The following is a 19,137-nucleotide window of genomic DNA, read 5'->3' as shown; positions in this document are numbered from 1 at the left end:
AAACCATTTTCGACGATGTTTGCCGAGACACTTTTAGAACAAAAGTTACTTCATTCACATAAAAAAGAGATGATTGTCTTTTTGAAAAAGCATCCCGAATATTTTGATGAGGCTGTAGAACTGGCTATTCAGAATAAGCAACCCTATTCATGGAGGGCAGCCTGGGTACTTTGGAGTTATATCTCGAAAAATGATATCAGGATAAAGAAACACATTCCTAAACTAATCAAAGCTATTAGAAATAAAGAAGACGGACACCAGAGAGAATTGCTGAAGATCCTCCTTGAAATGAATTTAAATGAAGAAGAGGAAGGCTATTTATTTGATCTCTGTGTTACATTATGGGAGGATGTTGAAAAAAAACCTTCGATCAGGTATACCGCTTTTAAGTTTATCATTAAAATGGCAAAACAACATCCTGAGCTTAGCAATGAAATTCTATTATTAGCACAGGATAAATATTTGATCTCTTTGTCTCCGGGGGTACACAGGTCTATTAAAAAAATGATAACAAATACACGTGCTTTAAACGTCAACAAAAGACAACAGCCTCACACTTAGTCTAACACTATTACTTTTACAGAACTTCTGCTCTTTTCATTTTTTACGACCACCAGATAAATGCCTTTACTTAACGAAGCTAGCGATATCTTTTCTTTACCCGCAAAAGCTCGAACCAGCTGCCCGGATTGCGAATAAACTTTAATAATACTTTTATCAGTACGTGAAGGAATGTTCAGAGTGCTCGAAGTTGGATTCGGATAAGCCAGTATTTCATCATTGAAATTAATGCGTTGGTTGTATTCCCCTTCACAAGGCAGAGCTGAAGTCACCTTGAGTAAATCGCCGTTTTCAACTGTTGTTATGATCACATTACTTTCATAGGTCCCTTTTACCTCATCATTAATTTTCAAAACATAAGGCGGAGTTCCTTTGCCTACTTCTATGGTTGCTTTATAGGTAAGTCCCACATTTTCTATTTTGGAAGAAGCATTCATTTGAGAGACCTCCTGAATGTTGATGTCATAGCATTGCTCGAAATCTGAATAATCTTTTACCCTAAGGCAGAGCGAATAGCTTCCAGGTTGCAGATCATTTACGACTATTTCGCGGGTAAAATCATATAGCTGTCCATTGATTTCAAGGATATAGTCGTAATAATCCTGGGCATTGACAGTGACGCTTCCATCGTTCTGATCGAAACAGCTTTCCCCATTGGTTTTAACCAGAAAGTTATTGGGGGCAATGGAAACCCTTCCATTGAAATAGTCATCGGCCAGTGTAAAAGCATCATTGCCAATCTTATCTCCCAGCACCCTACCCGGGATATCATCAATTGGCGGGTGAATCCCTCCCCATATTCTCGAGAGACTGGTTTGGTCTGATGCATCGCGGTAGGTGGCCCATTGCAAACTGAAGTTTTCACTAGGGCCTTGTTCGAAAACCAGAAAATCATTTTGTTCTATATCAAAAACCCCTATCCCACCGGGAAAAAACGGATCTCCTGTTAGTCTTGTTAATACTTCTGCCGCTGCTCTTGAAAATGTAGAATGTCCGGAGACATAGCCTGCAAAAGGAGGTGTCACAAAGGTTGGACGCTGGTAAGGCCACCAGTGGGTTCCGAGAATCCAATCGACCCCTGCAATATCCGCAGTAGGGTCAGTGATAAAGTCGGGTCCCTTCCATGCATAAATTTTGATCTTGCCAACATTTTCCCCTCCGGGACCTGCCAGTGGATCTCCGGTTTCTATCAATTCTATCCTTCCGGGGATAAGAGGTAATCCATGAGGATCGAAGCTGGGTAAAGAACTGTCCGTACTCTGGCCTTTGGAAGCCATGTAACGAATGGCCGAAATAGGTCGGATATAGTCGTAATACCCTTTGATCCCCCAGGTATTCACGGCAGCATCGTGCATAGCACCTCCCAGGGCCATATAAGATTTTACATCCCACTCCAGGTCGTCTACCACCTCGCCCCTGCCGGAAATTTGTTTACTTGTCTCGGGATGGTCATTTACATAGTTCAAAATAGTGAACCAATGGCCTGGCGGCGTCTCCGACTCAGGGCCATCTGCCCAGAACTCTGCAAGGACTCTGGCGTAATCAGCCCGTTTCACCAATTGTTGCTCATAGGGCTGACCTGTAACCGGATTCACAGCGTGTCCGGCACCCATATCGCCTCCTTCCATAAAATCATAAAAAGTCTGGTATTCCTCAAAGTTCGAAGGGAATAAAGAAAGGTCAACATTGCCTGTATTTCCGGGTGAAATATCAATCAAGGTGGGGTCTGACGGATCTAAATGCGATGACCAGGAAGCGACAAGGGCAAAATGCCATTTGTATGGGTCCTGAATCCCATCCTGAGCTGAATTTTGAATACTTACAGGCGGACCCGGATCATTATATATATAACTGTCAAAGCCATTATTCAGAATTTGCAGTTCGGATGAATTCAGTGCAAAGGGTTTCACCTGTCCCCATTCGGGGCCGAGGAATTCAGGTACGCTCCCCGGAATCGGATTCCCACTTTGATCAACAAAACTTTCGAATGCCAGGGGTTGCCAGCGATTGGGATCTGCAAGATTATACGTTTCCTCATACCGGTCTAAAGCCAGAGGTTCATTTACAGGTTGATAATATTCATTTTCGTAATCATCTTTTTCGTTGGAACCATCTTCGTAACCAAATTCGATCAGCTTGGCCGCGAGATAATTCCCCAAAGCAGCATAATATCCTGAACTGTAATCCGTACTGGTAAAGGAGCTATCATACCCAAGATGAGAAAAGAGTTCGTCAAAGCGTTGAAGCGCAAAAGTAGCTCCGGGTGAATTGGCGAATCTGTAAACAAGCAACCGGTATAGCGCAAAACTCATCATAACCTCCCTTGCCATTTCTACATCCTCAGGTGCTTCAATTCCATCAAAACTGCAGGAATATCCATTTTGTGTTTTCCCCAGAAAAATGGTTTCGGCGGTGTTGTCAAACAAGGCCCAGGAATCGTACATAGCCAGGGAGCTGTGATATAAATTTCTCGCGTGTACCGGTGGTCTGGCAAAATCGTTGCGTATGGCGTCGAGCAGGGCTTCATTCCATTGCCTGGCCACGGAAAGATGTGCAAATTCATCTGCCCTGCTTCCCCCAATACCGTTCTGGTCATTATTCTCAACCGGATTGGTATTCTCAACCAGAGTAATCATCTGATTGGGAGATATATTTTCAAAGCGGTCCTTAATTCTACTTGGCCAGACCACTTCAATATAATCGATAACTTCAGACTCCCCCACACCGACAAACTCATATAGGCTATTCTGGCTGATAAAACCTTCTCCACAAAGGGTGTATCTGTATTGTACTTCTTCGGCAATGCCAATCTTAATATAGGCGCCAATCCCCATGCGATTACTTTCTGTCCCCTCCAGTTTAATTTTAATCCAATTATTTGCAGTTGTGGATTGATTTTCCCAGATATTAATCGCCTGATCCTCTACATTTACGACCACAATATCAGCTAATCCATCATTTTGAATATCTCCAATAGCATTGCCATAGCTGGCTGCTGTATCATCGCCAAAACCAGCAGACGAACTATCCAGAAAATTCTCGCTTCCTTCGTTTTCAAAATAGGCTGATGAGGCCCTGCCGTCAGAACCGTCTAGGTCACTTACCACATGAAGATCCAGATCCTGATCATTCTCTCCATCTAAAAATACAGCTCCCCATGCGAAGCTATTAAAACGGGTGCCGTTCGTTGAGGCAATATTTGTAAATGTACCATCTCCGTTATTTCTCAGAAATGCATTACCAGATACACTGGTTGCAAAGTTTCTCGGGTATTTATTGGTAACATATATATCTAACCATCCATCATTATTAACATCTCCCACCGTGGCAGACATCCCGTCCATATCCAGATCCATTCCCGAGGCGATGCTTACGTCCGTGAATGTTCCGTCCCCATTGTTTCTGTATAAAACATTTGGTATTTCCTCTTTATCATTTGCCAGAAAAATATCCTGAAATCCGTCACGATCATAGTCGATAAATACGGCACTTTGGGTTAAGAGAGGATCCATGGTTAATCCAGCAGCCATGGTAATATCTGTAAATGATCCATCTCCTTCATTTCGATAAAGAAGATTATGCTCCGCGAAGTCATTGTCGCGGACAATCAGTAAAAGATCTAAATCTCCATCATTATCAATATCACCCCAAAGGTTACCCCAAAAAGGGAGAGGGAGGGGAGCAATCCCAGAAGAACTTGTAATGTCTGTAAATGTATTGTTTCCTTCGTTTTGATAAAGCCAACAAGGGCCCTGGTCACTGTTGGCAAAAAAATCGAGATCGCCATCATTATCAAAATCTACCCAGGTAACCTGTCTGGCATCAATTCCACCGCTATTTATCGGCAGGTTCTGGATTTCAAACTGGCCTCCGGTATTTCTAAGAAATTGGAAATCCCGTGTAGTAGAAGACGGAATGGAAATATCATCCCATCCATCGTTGTCATAATCAGCAAAAGAGACCCCCGGGCCAAAAAAAGTAGATACATCGCCGTAAATCACTTCCTGATCTAGCAGTTGTGATTGGACATCCTGAAAGTAGGCCTGTCCCTGCGCATAATAACACCAGCAAGCCAGAATAAACGAAATTCCAATATTCCTCATCAAACTATTACCATTCCATCTCCAAGGTGCAATATTAGGCATTACTCGGGATTCATACAATTAACAACTCATTCCCTGCATTCCACAAATATTTTCGATAAAGAATAAGGGAGTACCGATTGAATTTACACCTCCGGAAATAACCATTGACGATGGTAAATGACCCTTTCCTTCGCTGGCACTTTAATTTATTGGCAGTAGTGAAAAGAATAGTTATCTCTCTACGAATTAAGAAATAACATTTATTAACTTTAAGCCTTGGCTTAAAAGAACCAAATACATTAGAGATGAAGCTAAGTCTTAAATTCTTACCCATTAAGGACATGTTTTACTCCGTAATTCCCACGGTTGGCACCTATGAAGGATATCTACAAGGAATTGCACCAAAATTATTTCCGAATCAATGGATAGCTTTAGGGATCGGAATTGTTCTATCAATTATTCTGGCCTTTGTCTTTTACTTTGAAAATGTGAAAGCCTATAAAAAATCCTTAGCAGAAATACTGGCTACAGGTTATTTTATGAATTTCACAGGCCGACTGGGGAAACTTCTTAAAACAAAAACACCCATCCATTTTTCCTTTCCGGATGGCAGTATAAAGACTTTTACTTCCAATCTTATCTCCGTTGAGATCGGCATGCCGGTAAGCCTTTCAACACTGGTGAAGTATAGTGAGAAAGTAGAGATGAATTCTGACATTGTCTATGTGAGGGAAGAAACTTATAGCGAACCATTCTGGGTCCGAGCCGATATACTGGACACAAAATTGATCATTTATGAATTTCCAAGGACATTGTTTTCCATTTCCCGATATCTGAGAAAGGATTTTATAAACACTGCCAAGGCCGAAAAGAATTCCAAAAAAATCTATTCTTATTTTTCTGATAAAATAGATGAATTACGAATTGAATATTCTAATGAAATTTCCAACGAGAGGTTACACTTTATCTCTGTTTAAGGTGCGATGTAACCTCATCCAAAACATTTCAAGTGAGAATTAAACTATTCTGTTTTCTAAGTATCCTCCCTATCATAAGCCTGAGGGCCCAGACAATCACTTGCTCTCCTGAAAACAGGAACGCTGTTGATGCCAAAATCGAGGAAATAAAGGGTATTCATCATGACGAAACAGGGGATCTGCTAGTGGCCATCGGAAGGACCTTTATCGGAACCCCTTATGTGGCTCAAACCCTGGAAACAGGATCTGACGAATCACTGGTTATCGACCTGGAAGGTCTGGATTGTACCACCTTTGTTGAGAATGTCCTGGCTTTAGGAATAATTGGAAAAAATCCAAATCCCAACTTTGATGAGTTTGTAAAAAAACTTGAGAAAATCAGATACAGAGATGGAAAACTCAAAGGTTATGCATCACGTCTTCATTATTTTACCGAATGGGTTAGGGATAATGAAAAAAAGGGATTGGTAAAAGACATCACTGCAGAATTGGGAGGGACGGAAATCTCAAAAGAACTCAACTTTATGACTGATCATCGTTCCCTCTATCCGGCCCTGAAGGAAGAAAATATGTATCAGGAAATGATCGCCGTAGAAGAATCTGTAAAGAACCAATCCTTATGTGTGCTCTCGGTTGAAATGTTAAAAGAAAATGAGGCCATGATTGTATCCGGGGATATCATTGCCCTGGCAACTTCCATCGAAGGGCTAGACGTAACCCATACCGGCTTCGCCATCAGAATGCCTGATAACCGTATCCATCTGCTTCACGCCTCCTCAAAAGGTGCGGTGGAGATTTCAGAGTTACCACTGGTCGACTACCTGAAAAAGATCAAAAAAAATACGGGTGTGATCATGGCAAGACCGGTATTTTAAAATCATTTATCCCGGCCGAGGCAGTAAAAAATACCCCCTAACAAATGCTTTTGAAAATCAGGGTCATCATAGGCTTCTTCCGTATGGCCAAGGCCTGTATAAAATGAGCGTCCTCCCTCGTATTCATGATACCATGCAATGGGATGGAAATCTCCGTTCTCACCACCGGAATACGAGCTTTCATCGAGTTGCATCAGCACTTTTACGTCTGGGTTTAACTCCTTAAAATTATACCATTCATCAAAATGAATCCAGGTCTCGCCTAAATGTGAAGTGGAGGCATGTCCCCTATCGACTACATTTATCGTTGCTTCTTGTTGTTCAGGGTGACTCATAAAATAAGCTCCTGCCAATTTTCCATACCAGGGCCAGTCGTACTCAGTGTCTGTTGCTGCGTGGACTCCCATATAATTTCCGCCCTGATTGATGTACTGGGTAAATGCCTGTTGTTGTACCTCATTGAGAACATCTAAAGTTGTGCTTAGAAAAATCACCAATGAATACTGCCGCAAATTATCTTTATTAAAGTCATTTGAATTTTCAGTCTGGGTGACTGAAAATGAGTGTGCCTTAGACAGCTCCTGAAGGGTGCGCACCCCTTTTTCTATGGCTTTGTGGCGATACCCGGCTGTTTTTGTAAATACCAGAATCTCTGGTGTTATTTCGATTACTTCTGCCTGGCTCGCACTATCCCCGGCATTTTTGGATCCCTGTTGGCATCCGGAAAGTAATAATAAAAACGTAAGACATGAAAACAATAAGTATCGCATATTTATTCATCTAAAATTTAGGATTAAACGATTCTCCAGGGAGGGTTTTTTCTATTTTTCCCCGCGTAATAAAGTACCAACTGATTCTGGTCGGGGTCCTTTAAACGGGCCTCCCTCCAGATCCAACGTTTGTCATTAGGGAGTTCCTCAAATGAAATTCCTTTTTTCAATAATTCACCTACATATTTATCGAGATCCTGGCATTCAAAATACACCATAATGCCCTTCCCCTCCGGTATATTTTCTACCTGGTGCACTGAGAAGGTTGCGTCTCCTTCCGGACATTCAAACCTGGCGTAATTGGGCAAGGCCTTGATAATCAGCTTTAATCCGAGTTTTTCGTAAAAGGCAATGGACTTCCCCAAGTCCACAGACGGTACAGTTACTTGATTGAGGTTCATCCTGATTTGCTTATTAAAGGTGGTACTTTAAATATCAGGAATTTACTTCAATATAAAAAATTGAAGTTCATAGGAAAAGATGGCAGTTTTCATCTTCTATTGGCCCTGTGCCATCAGATATTTCTTGGGCGTAGTGCCGTACTTCTTCTTAAATGCAGCAATAAAGTGACTTGAGGTACTATATCCTACTTTTAATCCGACTTCATTGACGTTGTACTGATTGGTTTCGAGCATTTTTCTGGCCATCTCCATTTTATGATCGAATAGAAAACTGTAAACCGTATCCCCGTAAATCTGTTTGAAACCCTGCTTGAGTTTCTTCAGGCTAAGGCCGATCTCATCAGAAAGGGCCTGGAGGGTTGGCGGCTCGGCCATCCGCTCAAGGATAATTTCCTTTGCCCGCCGTATCTTCTTTACATTTTCCTCGTCTACTAAAAATGGGCATTGTTCTGCTGCAGTAGTATCTACCCGATTAAAATACAGGGCAATGAGTTCATATACCTTGCCCCTAAGGTATAAGTCGGTAATATTTGGATGAAGATTGTAATTCATAAGCTGACTCAGAACTACAGCTATTGGTGGGGTGATCAATTCCTGAGTGTAGTATTTTTTATCCTTGAATTCTTCACTGAGGAAAGGAATATATTCGGCCTGAAGGGAAAACAAAGAATGGAATTTCTGAATGCTCATTACCAGGGACAACATCCAGGAATTTGCCTGCAATTCACAATTTAACGGCAAGTCTATCTGGGTATTATATAATAACAAAGATTGTTCTGCAGGTAAATCAAGGGCATAATTTCCCTGATTGAAAATAAATTTTGCCCCTCCCTTGATACAAAAATGAAATTGCAGAAAAGAACGATCTATTTTCTTACTAAACCTCTGTATTTCAGAAGATTCATTCTGTACTTTTAATATTGAAAATCCGTGTTCAACAAAGATTTCCTTAAATGAACCTTCAGCGATATTTTTTTGTTCCATACTGTATTAAAATATAGTTTATTTATTTAGAATAAATCTAAATTAAATAATCTTCACCTTCCTTCAACAGGGCAAAACTACAGGTATTCTGTTATTTTACCTAGATCAGTACACAAAAATACTTAAAACGATACTTTAAGTCCCTACAGCGTTATTTTTCTAAATATGAAGAGTATAAATTTGCAGCGATGTTGCTATGATGAAGAACTACCATCTTTCAAAACACAATTCCTTTTACACAGTGGGAATGAGCTATCTTAAGGCCGATGCGGTTTTAAGAGGGAAGTTCAGCCTGACTGAAACAGCAGAGGAAGCCATTTTAAAAAAGGCAAAGGAACTGGGCATAGACGGACTGCTGATCACTGCTACCTGTAACAGAACTGAACTTCACGGATTTGCTCAACATCCCTTCCAGTTGATCAAACTCTTATGCGACCATTCGGATGGAAGTGTAGAGGAATTCCAGGAAGTGGGGTACGTGTATAAAAATTACGAAGCCATCTCTCACCTTTTCAGGGTAGGCACAGGACTCGACAGTCAGATCCTGGGTGACTTTGAGATTATCAGCCAGATTAAAAAAGGGTTTACCCGTTCCAAGAAAAACGGACTTGGAAATCCCTTTATGGAGCGACTGACGAATTCCATACTCCAGGCGAGTAAAAGAATCAAGAACGAAACTGAAATTTCAAGTGGTGCCACCTCAGTAGCTTTCGCATCCGTCCAGTATATCCTTGAGACGATTCCCGATATTTCAGAAAAAAACATCCTGCTTTTCGGTACAGGCAAAATTGGCAGAAATACTTGTGAAAACCTGCTCAAACACACCGAAAATAAACATATTACTCTGATCAACCGAACCCGGAACAGAGCGGAAAAAATTGCCGGAAAGTTTAATCTGGTTGTGAAGGACTACGGCGAGTTACAGGAGGAGATCAGACAAGCCGATATCCTTGTGGTTGCGACTGGTGCGCAATCTCCTACCATATCAAAATCCCTGATCCATTTAAATAAGCCCCTCCTGATTCTGGATCTGTCTATCCCGAAGAATGTGGCTGAAGATGTCAGTGAGGTGCCCGAAGTTACACTGGTACATTTGGATCACCTTTCTCAGCGTACCGACAAGACCCTAGAAAGACGCAAAGAACATATTCCCAAAGCCGAACAAATTATCGATGAAGTAAAGACCGAGTTTATCAAATGGCTCGAAACCCGAAAATTTGCCCCGGTCATTAAGGCTCTGAAACAAAAACTGAAAACCATGAAGGAGCAGGAGCTCGATTTTCAGTCGAAGAAGTTACCCGACTTTAATTCGGAACAGGCCGATATTATTTCCGAAAGAATTATCCAGAAAATCACCAAACAGTTTGCCAATCATTTAAAAGATACCGAAGTGGACGCCGAAAACAGTCTGGAATTAATCCAGCGTGTTTTCCAACTTGAAGTTGAAAAATTATGAGGAAGGTGATCCGGATCGGTACCCGGGATAGTGAACTGGCACTCTGGCAGGCTAACACTGTAAAAAGCAACCTTGAGGAATTAGGTTACAGGTGTGAACTCATTTCTGTAAAAGCAACGGGCGACTTACTACTAGACCAGCCTCTTTACGAATTAGGCATCATAGGAATCTTTACTAAAACCCTGGATGTTGCACTTCTCAAAGGAGAGATAGATATTGCAGTCCACTCCATGAAGGATGTTCCTACGAGTCTTCCTAAAGGTATAATTCAGGCGGCAGTACTAAAGCGAGGTAACCCACATGATATTCTGGTACACAAGGGTCTTGATTTTCTAAATGCCGAAGGTATTGTTGCCACAGGAAGCCTGAGGCGTAAAGCCCAGTGGCTTCATCGTTACCCCCTGCATGAGATCACAGACCTGAGGGGAAATGTAAATACGCGTCTCGAAAAATTCAGAACGCATTCCTGGGACGCTGCGATTTTTGCAGCGGCCGGACTTGAAAGAATTTCACTTCTGCCTGAACAATACAGCACCCTGGAATGGATGATTCCTGCTCCTGCACAAGGCGCAATGATGGTAGTTACTACAGAAGATAATGACTACTGCAAAGAAGCACTTGCTCCTCTTAACGATAGGGAAACTGAAATCTGTACCACTGTGGAACGGGAATTTCTGAAGACACTGGAAGGCGGATGTACGGCTCCAATCGGTGCGCTGGCTGTGATAGAGGCAGAAAACCTCTATTTTAAAGGAATATTGCTTTCCCTGGATGGCGAGCAAAAATATGAAGTGAAGAAAGAAGCAGACCTCCGGAATACAAAAAATACAGGCAAATATTTTGCAGAGGAAATTCAGAAGATGGGTGGAATACAATTGATGTCTGAGATTAAAGCTCAACTTGGAAAATGATCTCTGTCCTTTCAACTAGAAGTCTAGATAAAAAGCAAATGTCGATGCTGAAAGATGCCGGTATTGGCATTGAGACTTATGACGCCATTTCAATTGAGCATCTCAATCCAGAAATTCCTGCAGCTTTTTCTCATTATATTTTTACTTCTAAAAACGGGGTTCGGGCTTATCTAAAAAACAGAAAGGAATATCATCCCCTCCCGGATGAACTCCTCTGTTATTGTGTTGGGGAAAAAACGAAGGCCCTTTTAGTAGAAAAAGGGCTGAAAGTGGTAAAAATGGCCAATAATGCATCAGAATTAGCCAATTTTATAATAAATAAGTCGGAAAAAGGACCTTTTCTAGTTTTTACAGGAAATAGGAACCGACCCGAACTCGGCAATATATTGAGGCAGAATGGTATTTCTTTCAGGGAAATAAAAGGGTATGAAACACATCTTAATCCGCATGCTTTTAAGCGTGAATTTTCCTGTATCCTTTTTTACAGTCCCAGTGGAATCAAAAGCTTTTTAACCGCAAATAAGCCTGGTAATTCTATAGCTGTCTGTATTGGGGAAACAACCGCGAAGGAAGCGAGAAAACATTTTAAAAAGGTTTGGATTGCAGATAAGGCAACTACAGATGCTGTACTTGACAAATTAATTGAAATCTATCCTACATTAGCAATAACATAATCTATGGCACTAAAGAATGACCTTTTTTTAAAAGCCCTTCGTGGCGAATCGGTAAACCGGCCCCCAGTATGGATGATGAGGCAGGCCGGGAGGTATCTCCCTGAATTTATGGAGATCAAGAAAAAGTATGATTTTTTTACTCGTTGCCAGACTCCTGAACTGGCATCAGAAATTACTGTACAGCCCATCAAAAGATATGGGATGGATGCTGCCATCCTGTTCAGTGATATACTGGTTATCCCTCAGGCAATGGAGATTGAAGTGCAGATGAAACCGAATTTCGGACCCTATTTACCCAACCCGATTCGTTCACAAAAAGCACTGGACCAAGTGATTGTTCCAGATGTGGAAGAGAGTCTCGGCTATGTTTTGGATGCTATTAAAATGACCAAGGAAAAACTGCAGGATGAAGTGCCCCTTATAGGATTTGCAGGCTCTCCCTGGACGATCTTATGTTACTGTGTTCAGGGACAAGGCAGCAAGACTTTTGACAAAGCCAAGGAGTTTTGTTTTACCCAACCTATGGTTGCACATTCCCTTTTGCAGAAAATTACAGATACAACTATTGCATATTTAAAAGCCAAAGTAAAGGCAGGGGTAGATGCCGTTCAGGTTTTTGATTCATGGGGTGGTATGTTGTCGCCTGAGGATTACAATGAGTTTTCCTGGCCTTATATTCAGCAGATTATCGACGCCCTCAAAGGAGATATTCCTGTAATTGTATTCGGAAAAGGATGCTGGTTTGCCCTTAAAACCATGTCTCAATCAGGAGCAGCGGCTCTTGGAGTCGACTGGACCTGCTCCGCACAAAATGCGCGTTACCTCAGTGGAGGAAACATCACCCTACAGGGGAATTTTGATCCTTCGCGCTTATTCTCACCCCCATCTGAAATTAAAAAAATGGTGACTCAGATGATCCGGGAGTTTGGTAAAGACAAATATATTGTCAACCTGGGTCATGGTATTTTGCCTACGGTACCTGTAGAAAATGCAGGGGCATTTATTGAAGCTGTAAAATCTTATTCTGAGTAGTGAAAGAATTATGGGGTGTAATAAAACGGGCAAAACCAGGACAATTAGCCGAGTTGATCGTCTTATGCCTGAAGAACATCCGATTTGTATTCCCTACCTACAAGGCCACTAAAAGGACAATCACTTTTGCTAATGCTCATTTTGGTTTGTCGCACCGCAGGAATACCCCTGCCAATGCATTCAGGCATGCCCTGTGGAACTGGCTCATTGCAAAAGCCTGCTACGGGATTACCAGAGACCAAGAAAAAGTGCTCTTGTGGACAAAAAAGATCACCGATATGCATGAGAAGATCCTTCCGGGTAATGCAGTGTCTAACGCCATGGACCTTCATAACAATGCCGTTGGCAGGCACTACTTTAAAACTGAAACTGTCTCAGATATCAATTCAGGCGCCACATTTTTTCTGGCCCTTACCAAGCGCTCTGAAAAAGTAAATACCCCGGAGGAGATTATGCAGATACCTTTATCACAGCTCGTACATCTAATAGACCCTAAATCATGAAAGAAAAATTTTACGCCTATATTCAAGCGCTTCAGAATACCATATGCGACAAGCTGGAAGCAATAGATGGTTCTGCCACTTTTCAGGAAGATCTCTGGGAGCGACCCGAAGGGGGTGGAGGAAGAACCCGGGTTATTCAGAATGGCAATGTCTTTGAAAAAGGAGGCGTGAATATATCAGCTGTACACGGGGAACTCCCAGATAGTATGAAAGCTTATTTTAAAGTTGAACAAGCCGATTTTTTTGCATGCGGCCTCAGCTTGGTGCTTCATCCGGAAAATCCCATGATCCCAACAGTTCATGCTAATTGGCGTTATTTTGAACTTTATGACCAGAACGGGAAGGTGGTTGATCAATGGTTTGGCGGAGGACAGGATCTAACCCCATATTATCTCTTTGAAGAAGATGCCCGGCATTTTCACACGGTTTGCAAAGAGGCCTGTGATCAACATCATCCCGAATTCTATACTAAGTATAAAGAAAAATGTGATTCCTATTTTTGGAACGCCCATCGCAATGAAGCCAGGGGTGTGGGCGGACTCTTCTTTGATTACTGTAAGCCTACGGAGGAATTCTCCCTTGAACAATGGTTTAATTTTGTCGCCGAAGTAGGGGATTCATTTCTACATTCCTATGTCCCCATTGTGGAACGAAGAAAAAGATTACCTTATTCCAAGACACAACGCGACTGGCAGGAAATCAGACGGGGACGATATGTGGAATTTAATCTGGTACACGATAAAGGCACCTTGTTTGGTTTAAAGACCAACGGCCGCATTGAAAGTATTTTAATGAGCCTCCCTCCTAAAGTACAGTGGAGGTATGACCATAACCCAGAGCAGGGAAGTGAGGAATCAAAGTTGTTAGACGTCTTAATGTCGCCCCGGAACTGGATAGAAAACTAATTTAAACACCGATATGAAAAAGCTGAAAGTATATCAGATTGATGCCTTTGCAGAGAAATTATTCACCGGCAATCCTGCAGCCGTATGTATTCTGGATACCTGGCTTGAAGAGGAACTTATGCAGAATATAGCCATGGAAAATAATCTGGCAGAAACCGCATTTGTTGTAAAGGAGGAGAACTATTATCAAATTCGCTGGTTCACCCCCGAACTGGAAGTGGATTTATGTGGTCACGCCACCCTGGCTTCGGCTTTTGTGCTATTTCACTATTACAATCACACTACTGACCTTATTAAATTCCATTCTGAACGAAGCGGTCCCCTATCTGTTTCAAAAGAAGCTTCGGGAGAACTTACTCTCGATTTTCCGGCAGATGTATTGGAAGAAGTCTCCATTAGAAAGGGAATTACCGATGCTTTGGGAATGACCCCGCAGACCATGTACAAGGGAAAAACCGATTATGTCTTAATCTATAAAAACGAACAGGAAATCAGGTCCATCCATCCTAATTTTTTCCTGCTTGACAAAGTGGATGCGAGAGGTATAATTGTCACTGCCCCGGGCATGGAAGTTGATTTCGTATCAAGGTTCTTCGCGCCGAGTTGCGGAATTCCTGAAGATCCGGTTACAGGATCAGCCCACACCAGCCTTACCCCTTATTGGGCTGAGCAGTTGGGAAAACAGGATATGATTGCCAGACAGCTATCACAAAGAGGTGGCACCCTCAGTTGTTCGCTCCGTGGGGATCGGGTGCTGATTAAAGGGAAAGCTGTACCCTATCTCACAGGAGAAATTTTGCTTTAGATTACATTCAATTCCATTACCTTTAAATAGAAATTCCCTTTTAATATGTACCCACTCCGAAGAAACAGAATTTTACGAAGCAACCCATCCATCAGGAAGATGGTAAGGGAAACGTCCCTGCACACAGAAGATTTTTTAGTACCCCTTTTTGTGGTTGAAGGTAATGGAGTAAAAGAGGAGATTCCTTCTATGCCTTCGTATTTCAGACTAAGCCTCGACAATCTAGAAAAGGAAGTAAAGGAATTATGGAAAATGGGACTTTGTTCTGTGTTGCTTTTCGTAAAAATCCCTGAAAATCTCAAAGATAATACGGGAGCAGAAGCCCTAAACACCCATGGTCTTATGCAGCGTGCCATCAAAACTGTAAAAAATGCCTGTCCTGATATGCTGGTAATGACCGATGTTGCTCTCGATCCTTATTCATCCTTTGGCCATGATGGCATTGTTGCCAATGGACAGATCCTCAATGACGCTACCAACGAAGTATTAGCTGAAATGAGCATCTCTCACGCCCAGGCAGGTGCCGATTTTGTAGCGCCGAGCGATATGATGGATGGCAGGATCAGGATCATCAGGGAGGCATTAGAGGATGAGGAACTCACCAATACAGGGATTATGAGCTATGCCGCGAAATACGCCAGTGGATTTTATGGTCCCTTTCGAGATGCCCTGGAGTCGGCTCCTGTTGCCACTCAAGACGCTCCCCCGGATAAACAAACTTATCAGATGGATCCGGGAAACCGCCTGGAGGCCATTAAAGAGGCTGAAATGGATATTGATGAGGGTGCCGATATCATTATGGTAAAACCCGGGCTTTGTTATCTTGATATTGTTCGCGATCTGCGAGAGGCCGTTGAAGTACCTCTGGCAGTATATCAGGTTTCCGGAGAATATGCAATGCTGAAGGCGGCAGCTGAGAAAGGCTGGTTAGACCACGATTCGGTAATGCTTGAACAACTTATCTCAATTAAAAGAGCCGGAGCCAATATTATTGCTACTTATTTTGCCAAGGAGGCGGCGTTACTTCTTGACTAAGGATTCCGACTAGTTAAACCTGAAGCAATAGCCCACAAGATTAAAGGATATGGTTCCCAGATACACTGTCTATATATTTATTATACTATTTAGTATATTATTTGCTGGATGGGCTCAGATCTCTGAAAATGTTCTTCTTAAGGTTAAAACAGACAAGGCAGACTCTATTATAACAAACGGTATTAAAAATAAAGCCTTTCCTGGAGCTCAAATACTGGTGGCGGTAAAAGGCAATGTCGTCTTTCATAAAACCTATGGCTTTCACACCTATGACAGTCTGCTTCCAGTACAAAAAACAGACTTTTATGACCTTGCCTCGCTCACGAAAATTCTCGGGCCATTACCTCTTTTGATGAAACTCGTGGAAGAAGAACGCCTCGATCTGGACGCTCCTTTTTCAAAATACTGGCCATCCTGGCGGAATCAAAAAGACAAAAAAGGGATAACACTCAGAGAGATCCTTAGTCATCAGGCAGGACTTACCCCCTATATTGTCTTTTTAAATGAAGTATTGGACAAAGAAGGGTTAAAACACAGGTTTATTAGGGAAAAGCCTGATCGGCGCTTTCAAAGTCAGGCCTATGAGGATATTTGGGTCAGAAATACTTTTGAAAACAGGATCTTCAGAAGAATAAAACACTCCAAGGTGAGCGAGAAGAAGGAATATGTATATTCCGGACTAGCTTTCCTCCTCTTTCCTAAACTTATTGAGGATCTAACCGGAAATTCTTATTCCTATATGTTAAAAAAGGAATTCCTGTTTCCCCTCAATATCCCGTCTCTGGGTTACTTGCCTGAAAAGAAGGGCTTTCCCAACCCGATCATACCTACAGAATTTGATACCCTTTACCGTAAAACACTCGTTCAGGGCTGGGTGCATGATGAAAATGCATCTTTGTTCGGAGGAATATCGGGAAATGCAGGTCTGTTTGGAACCGCCAGAGACCTATATCGTTTTATGCAGATGTATCAGAACTATGGTGAGCTCGATGGCCAACGGTATCTTAGCGAAGAGACCGTAAAAGAATTTACGCGGGTTCAGTATCCGGAGAACAATAACCGAAGAGGGCTTGGTTTTGATAAACCGCTGTTAGATAATGCACAAAAAGCAATTGCAGAGGCTTATCCTGCGCCTTCCGCAAGTGCTGAAAGCTTCGGGCATAGTGGATTTACAGGCACTTTTGTATGGGCAGATCCTAAATACCAATTGGTATTTATATTTTTATCAAACCGGGTCTATCCCAGTCGGAACCACAGACAATTGTACGAATTGAATATCCGCACCTCCCTTCACCAATTGTTTTACGAATACCTGGAGCAGCAATAACCCTTCTTTTTTGTACCTTGACAGTAATCTGTAAAACATCCAACTCCACACAAAAATGGCCACTGCATATTTAAAGACCCCCCTTGGAGTAGCTCAGATAGAAGGTGATCAACACGGTATATCTTCAGTGAGCGTAAAAGATCATATGCAAATCCCGAATAAAGATATTCCCGAAGAACTGGAGGATGCCATTTATCAATTGGAGGCATATTTTAGCGGCAGCAGAAAACAGTTTGATCTTCCACTTAATCCCAAGGGAACCGACTTCCAGAAAAAGGTATGGGAAGAACTTTCTCAAATCCCTTATGGGAAATCAATTTCTTACCTGGATCTGTCTAAAAAATTAGGTGATCCCAAAGCTATTCGAGCGGTAGCAGCAGCCAATGGGAAGAACCCACTCTGGATCATTGTCCCATGCCACAGAGTGATAGGCAGTAATGGAGATCTCGTAGGTTATGCAGGTGGATTAGAACGGAAAAAATGGCTTTTAAACCACGAAAGTGCTTCAAAGCAACAATCCCTCTTCCCTATGGAACAGACTAATTGGTTTCTATGATAACCTCGATTCTCTGAAAATTTCAATTTTGTGACTTTTAATCGATGATTTTAATCCTTTGCTTCTGAAGTAGCGAATACTACTCCTCTCATAAAGAAATATAAACCGACCACCCGGTCGGAAACGGGAATTTACGGCTTTATGAAGTAAGTTGGGACAAAAGGCAGCTCTATCCGACTCAATAATTGTCCTGATTTTGATATTATAAGCACCCCACCCCTGAGCTCGATTTGTGAACTTGCATCGGCATATCCCATCAGGAAAACCTCAGCTTCATTATAGTAGCGCAAAGCGGTAAGGGCTACGGAAAATTGGGTTTCTAATTCTACCTGCTGCGCGATCCCCAGAATATCCACAACGAAATTCTCATTGGTCACAAAGTCGAAATAAGCCGGGCCAAATGGTATTTCAGAAGGCTGAGCCAGGAAATTCGTGTAATACAAAGTCGTTTCAAAAATGTCTCCCTGTAATGGTCCCGGGGGAATAAATGAATTTAAGTTAAAGGTAAACTCGTTTACTTCATTCAAAGTTTCTATATCCAGAACATAATACACAAAGTTAGAATCGCCCAGCCCTACAAGAATACCAAGGTTCCCCAATTCATCTATTAATAAGTTGGGAATACCCGGGCCATAGTCGAGCGTAAGCATAACATTCCTTGTTTCAGTATTGTATACAACGATCTTATAATTCCCGGCTTCATCCTTATAAGTAATAAAAAGTCGTTGCCGGAAGTACAAAGGATCATAGGCCTGCTGAATATTAAAGTCGAGCGAAAGATCCGTAAAACTCCCATTCGTAGGGTCTAGAGTCCGCAATCCAAAATTTCGGCTTCCTTTTGGACTGTAATACCCCAGGAATAAAAGGTCCTCTGAATTCGTCCCCCATGTAATGGAGCGTTCATCTGACACGGTATAAAAATTGGGATAGGAAGTTGACTGCCCGGTTAGGGTATTATGTTGTATGAGAGAAAAGTTATTTGCAGAGAAACTGTAAAAGGAAACCACCTCAGCTACCTGCCTCAGTGTCAGATAAAAGGGATCTACACCCAGCGTCTGGGTAAGGTTGATCTCCGTCCCGCTTTCAGAATTGGAATTGTAGGTATATTGGTAGATGTTAGCCTCATCTTCGCCAATCAAACGGAAATTTGGTAGTATCACTTGCTCCTCCTCAGTTCCTGGAGAACTGTCCCTGGAACAGGAAATAGCCAGGAAAACAAGCAGGCAAAAGCCTATACTATGGAAATATTTCATGCGATTTTTTCTTAAAAATACGCATTC

The 19,137-nt window shown here is 42.1% G+C and carries 18 protein-coding genes; 13 read left to right on the top strand and 5 right to left on the bottom strand.

Annotated elements, in window-relative coordinates:
* Nucleotides 1-15: 15 nt before the first annotated feature.
* Nucleotides 16-561, top strand: coding sequence for a hypothetical protein (locus tag ACA086_RS02645; RefSeq protein WP_371001781.1), 546 nt, complete (start codon nucleotides 16-18; stop codon nucleotides 559-561).
* Here ACA086_RS02645 and ACA086_RS02640 read toward each other — a convergent pair.
* Nucleotides 558-4,706, bottom strand: a complete 4,149-nt coding sequence (locus tag ACA086_RS02640; RefSeq protein ID WP_371001780.1) for an FG-GAP-like repeat-containing protein — start codon at nucleotides 4,704-4,706, stop codon at nucleotides 558-560. The genes ACA086_RS02645 and ACA086_RS02640 overlap by 4 nt on opposite strands.
* Before the next feature lie 245 nt (nucleotides 4,707-4,951).
* Between ACA086_RS02640 and ACA086_RS02635 the strand changes: the two genes are divergently transcribed.
* Nucleotides 4,952-5,623, top strand: coding sequence for an STING domain-containing protein (locus tag ACA086_RS02635; protein WP_371001779.1), 672 nt, complete (start codon nucleotides 4,952-4,954; stop codon nucleotides 5,621-5,623).
* A 32-nt stretch (nucleotides 5,624-5,655) separates the two neighbouring features.
* Nucleotides 5,656-6,498, top strand: coding sequence for an N-acetylmuramoyl-L-alanine amidase-like domain-containing protein (locus tag ACA086_RS02630; RefSeq protein WP_371001777.1), 843 nt, complete (start codon nucleotides 5,656-5,658; stop codon nucleotides 6,496-6,498).
* A 2-nt stretch (nucleotides 6,499-6,500) separates the two neighbouring features.
* Here the strand turns inward: ACA086_RS02630 and ACA086_RS02625 are convergent, their stop codons facing one another.
* The 3 genes from ACA086_RS02625 to ACA086_RS02615 all read right to left on the bottom strand — a co-directional run bounded on the left by ACA086_RS02625 (nucleotide 6,501) and on the right by ACA086_RS02615 (nucleotide 8,653).
* The gene (locus ACA086_RS02625) at nucleotides 6,501-7,268 is read right to left on the bottom strand and encodes a ThuA domain-containing protein (protein WP_371001776.1); all 768 of its coding nucleotides are present in this window, start codon (nucleotides 7,266-7,268) and stop codon (nucleotides 6,501-6,503) included.
* A gap of 23 nt (nucleotides 7,269-7,291) precedes the next feature.
* On the bottom strand, nucleotides 7,292-7,669 hold the full coding sequence (locus ACA086_RS02620) for a VOC family protein (RefSeq protein ID WP_371001775.1): 378 nt from the start codon (nucleotides 7,667-7,669) through the stop codon (nucleotides 7,292-7,294).
* Nucleotides 7,670-7,765: 96 nt separating this feature from the next.
* Nucleotides 7,766-8,653, bottom strand: coding sequence for a helix-turn-helix transcriptional regulator (locus ACA086_RS02615; RefSeq protein WP_371001774.1), 888 nt, complete (start codon nucleotides 8,651-8,653; stop codon nucleotides 7,766-7,768).
* Between the two features lie 199 nt (nucleotides 8,654-8,852).
* Here ACA086_RS02615 and hemA point away from each other — a divergent pair, with 199 nt between their 5' ends.
* From hemA to ACA086_RS02565, 10 genes are read left to right on the top strand one after another with little or no spacing between them, the layout of a single operon-like run.
* Nucleotides 8,853-10,109: a glutamyl-tRNA reductase gene (hemA, locus tag ACA086_RS02610; RefSeq protein ID WP_371001959.1), complete on the top strand. Its 1,257-nt coding sequence runs from the start codon at nucleotides 8,853-8,855 to the stop codon at nucleotides 10,107-10,109.
* Nucleotides 10,106-11,020: a hydroxymethylbilane synthase gene (gene hemC / locus ACA086_RS02605; protein WP_371001772.1), complete on the top strand. Its 915-nt coding sequence runs from the start codon at nucleotides 10,106-10,108 to the stop codon at nucleotides 11,018-11,020. Before hemA ends, hemC begins: the two co-directional genes overlap by 4 nt.
* A gap of 44 nt (nucleotides 11,021-11,064) precedes the next feature.
* Nucleotides 11,065-11,694 (top strand): uroporphyrinogen-III synthase, encoded by a 630-nt coding sequence (locus ACA086_RS02600; RefSeq protein ID WP_371001770.1) that lies wholly within the window; start codon nucleotides 11,065-11,067, stop codon nucleotides 11,692-11,694.
* A gap of 3 nt (nucleotides 11,695-11,697) precedes the next feature.
* A complete protein-coding gene (hemE, locus tag ACA086_RS02595) occupies nucleotides 11,698-12,726 on the top strand; it encodes a uroporphyrinogen decarboxylase (protein WP_371001769.1) in 1,029 nt (342 codons plus the stop codon).
* Entirely contained in the window at nucleotides 12,726-13,229 is a 504-nt protein-coding gene (locus ACA086_RS02590; RefSeq protein ID WP_371001767.1) for a hypothetical protein, read from the top strand. The genes hemE and ACA086_RS02590 overlap by 1 nt, the downstream gene beginning before the upstream one ends.
* Complete coding sequence (hemF, locus tag ACA086_RS02585) at nucleotides 13,226-14,134, top strand: oxygen-dependent coproporphyrinogen oxidase (RefSeq protein ID WP_371001766.1); 909 nt, start codon at nucleotides 13,226-13,228, stop codon at nucleotides 14,132-14,134. Before ACA086_RS02590 ends, hemF begins: the two co-directional genes overlap by 4 nt.
* Nucleotides 14,135-14,147: 13 nt before the next feature.
* Nucleotides 14,148-14,939, top strand: coding sequence for a PhzF family phenazine biosynthesis protein (locus ACA086_RS02580; RefSeq protein ID WP_371001764.1), 792 nt, complete (start codon nucleotides 14,148-14,150; stop codon nucleotides 14,937-14,939).
* A 45-nt stretch (nucleotides 14,940-14,984) separates the two neighbouring features.
* Complete coding sequence (hemB, locus tag ACA086_RS02575) at nucleotides 14,985-15,974, top strand: porphobilinogen synthase (protein WP_371001763.1); 990 nt, start codon at nucleotides 14,985-14,987, stop codon at nucleotides 15,972-15,974.
* Nucleotides 15,975-16,023: 49 nt separating this feature from the next.
* Nucleotides 16,024-17,301, top strand: coding sequence for a serine hydrolase domain-containing protein (locus ACA086_RS02570; protein ID WP_371001761.1), 1,278 nt, complete (start codon nucleotides 16,024-16,026; stop codon nucleotides 17,299-17,301).
* A 55-nt stretch (nucleotides 17,302-17,356) separates the two neighbouring features.
* Complete coding sequence (locus ACA086_RS02565; RefSeq protein WP_371001759.1) at nucleotides 17,357-17,857, top strand: methylated-DNA--[protein]-cysteine S-methyltransferase; 501 nt, start codon at nucleotides 17,357-17,359, stop codon at nucleotides 17,855-17,857.
* A 131-nt stretch (nucleotides 17,858-17,988) separates the two neighbouring features.
* Here ACA086_RS02565 and ACA086_RS02560 read toward each other — a convergent pair whose 3' ends face one another.
* On the bottom strand, nucleotides 17,989-19,110 hold the full coding sequence (locus ACA086_RS02560) for a hypothetical protein (RefSeq protein ID WP_371001758.1): 1,122 nt from the start codon (nucleotides 19,108-19,110) through the stop codon (nucleotides 17,989-17,991).
* Nucleotides 19,111-19,137 lie beyond the last annotated feature (27 nt).

Origin of the sequence: Muriicola sp. E247, assembly GCF_041358175.1 — a bacterium.
Lineage (GTDB): Bacteria > Bacteroidota > Bacteroidia > Flavobacteriales > Flavobacteriaceae > Muriicola.
The sequence above is the reverse complement of the archived record's forward strand: the minus strand, read 5'-3'. Positions and strand labels throughout refer to the sequence as shown.

Bases quoted from the DNA above. Each gene is read 5' to 3' on its own strand.
- ACA086_RS02615 (WP_371001774.1), bottom strand. From the start codon at position 8,653: ATGGAACAAAAAAATATCGCTGAAGGTTCATTTAAGGAAATCTTTGTT.
- ACA086_RS02645 (WP_371001781.1), top strand. From the start codon at position 16: ATGTTTGCCGAGACACTTTTAGAACAAAAGTTACTTCATTCACATAAA.
- ACA086_RS02635 (WP_371001779.1), top strand. From the start codon at position 4,952: ATGAAGCTAAGTCTTAAATTCTTACCCATTAAGGACATGTTTTACTCC.
- ACA086_RS02600 (WP_371001770.1), top strand. From the start codon at position 11,065: ATGCTGAAAGATGCCGGTATTGGCATTGAGACTTATGACGCCATTTCA.
- ACA086_RS02640 (WP_371001780.1), bottom strand. From the start codon at position 4,706: ATGCCTAATATTGCACCTTGGAGATGGAATGGTAATAGTTTGATGAGG.
- hemA (WP_371001959.1), top strand. From the start codon at position 8,853: ATGAAGAACTACCATCTTTCAAAACACAATTCCTTTTACACAGTGGGA.
- hemC (WP_371001772.1), top strand. From the start codon at position 10,106: ATGAGGAAGGTGATCCGGATCGGTACCCGGGATAGTGAACTGGCACTC.
- hemF (WP_371001766.1), top strand. From the start codon at position 13,226: ATGAAAGAAAAATTTTACGCCTATATTCAAGCGCTTCAGAATACCATA.
- ACA086_RS02580 (WP_371001764.1), top strand. From the start codon at position 14,148: ATGAAAAAGCTGAAAGTATATCAGATTGATGCCTTTGCAGAGAAATTA.
- ACA086_RS02570 (WP_371001761.1), top strand. From the start codon at position 16,024: ATGGTTCCCAGATACACTGTCTATATATTTATTATACTATTTAGTATA.
- ACA086_RS02620 (WP_371001775.1), bottom strand. From the start codon at position 7,669: ATGAACCTCAATCAAGTAACTGTACCGTCTGTGGACTTGGGGAAGTCC.
- ACA086_RS02625 (WP_371001776.1), bottom strand. From the start codon at position 7,268: ATGCGATACTTATTGTTTTCATGTCTTACGTTTTTATTATTACTTTCC.
- ACA086_RS02565 (WP_371001759.1), top strand. From the start codon at position 17,357: ATGGCCACTGCATATTTAAAGACCCCCCTTGGAGTAGCTCAGATAGAA.
- ACA086_RS02560 (WP_371001758.1), bottom strand. From the start codon at position 19,110: ATGAAATATTTCCATAGTATAGGCTTTTGCCTGCTTGTTTTCCTGGCT.
- hemE (WP_371001769.1), top strand. From the start codon at position 11,698: ATGGCACTAAAGAATGACCTTTTTTTAAAAGCCCTTCGTGGCGAATCG.
- hemB (WP_371001763.1), top strand. From the start codon at position 14,985: ATGTACCCACTCCGAAGAAACAGAATTTTACGAAGCAACCCATCCATC.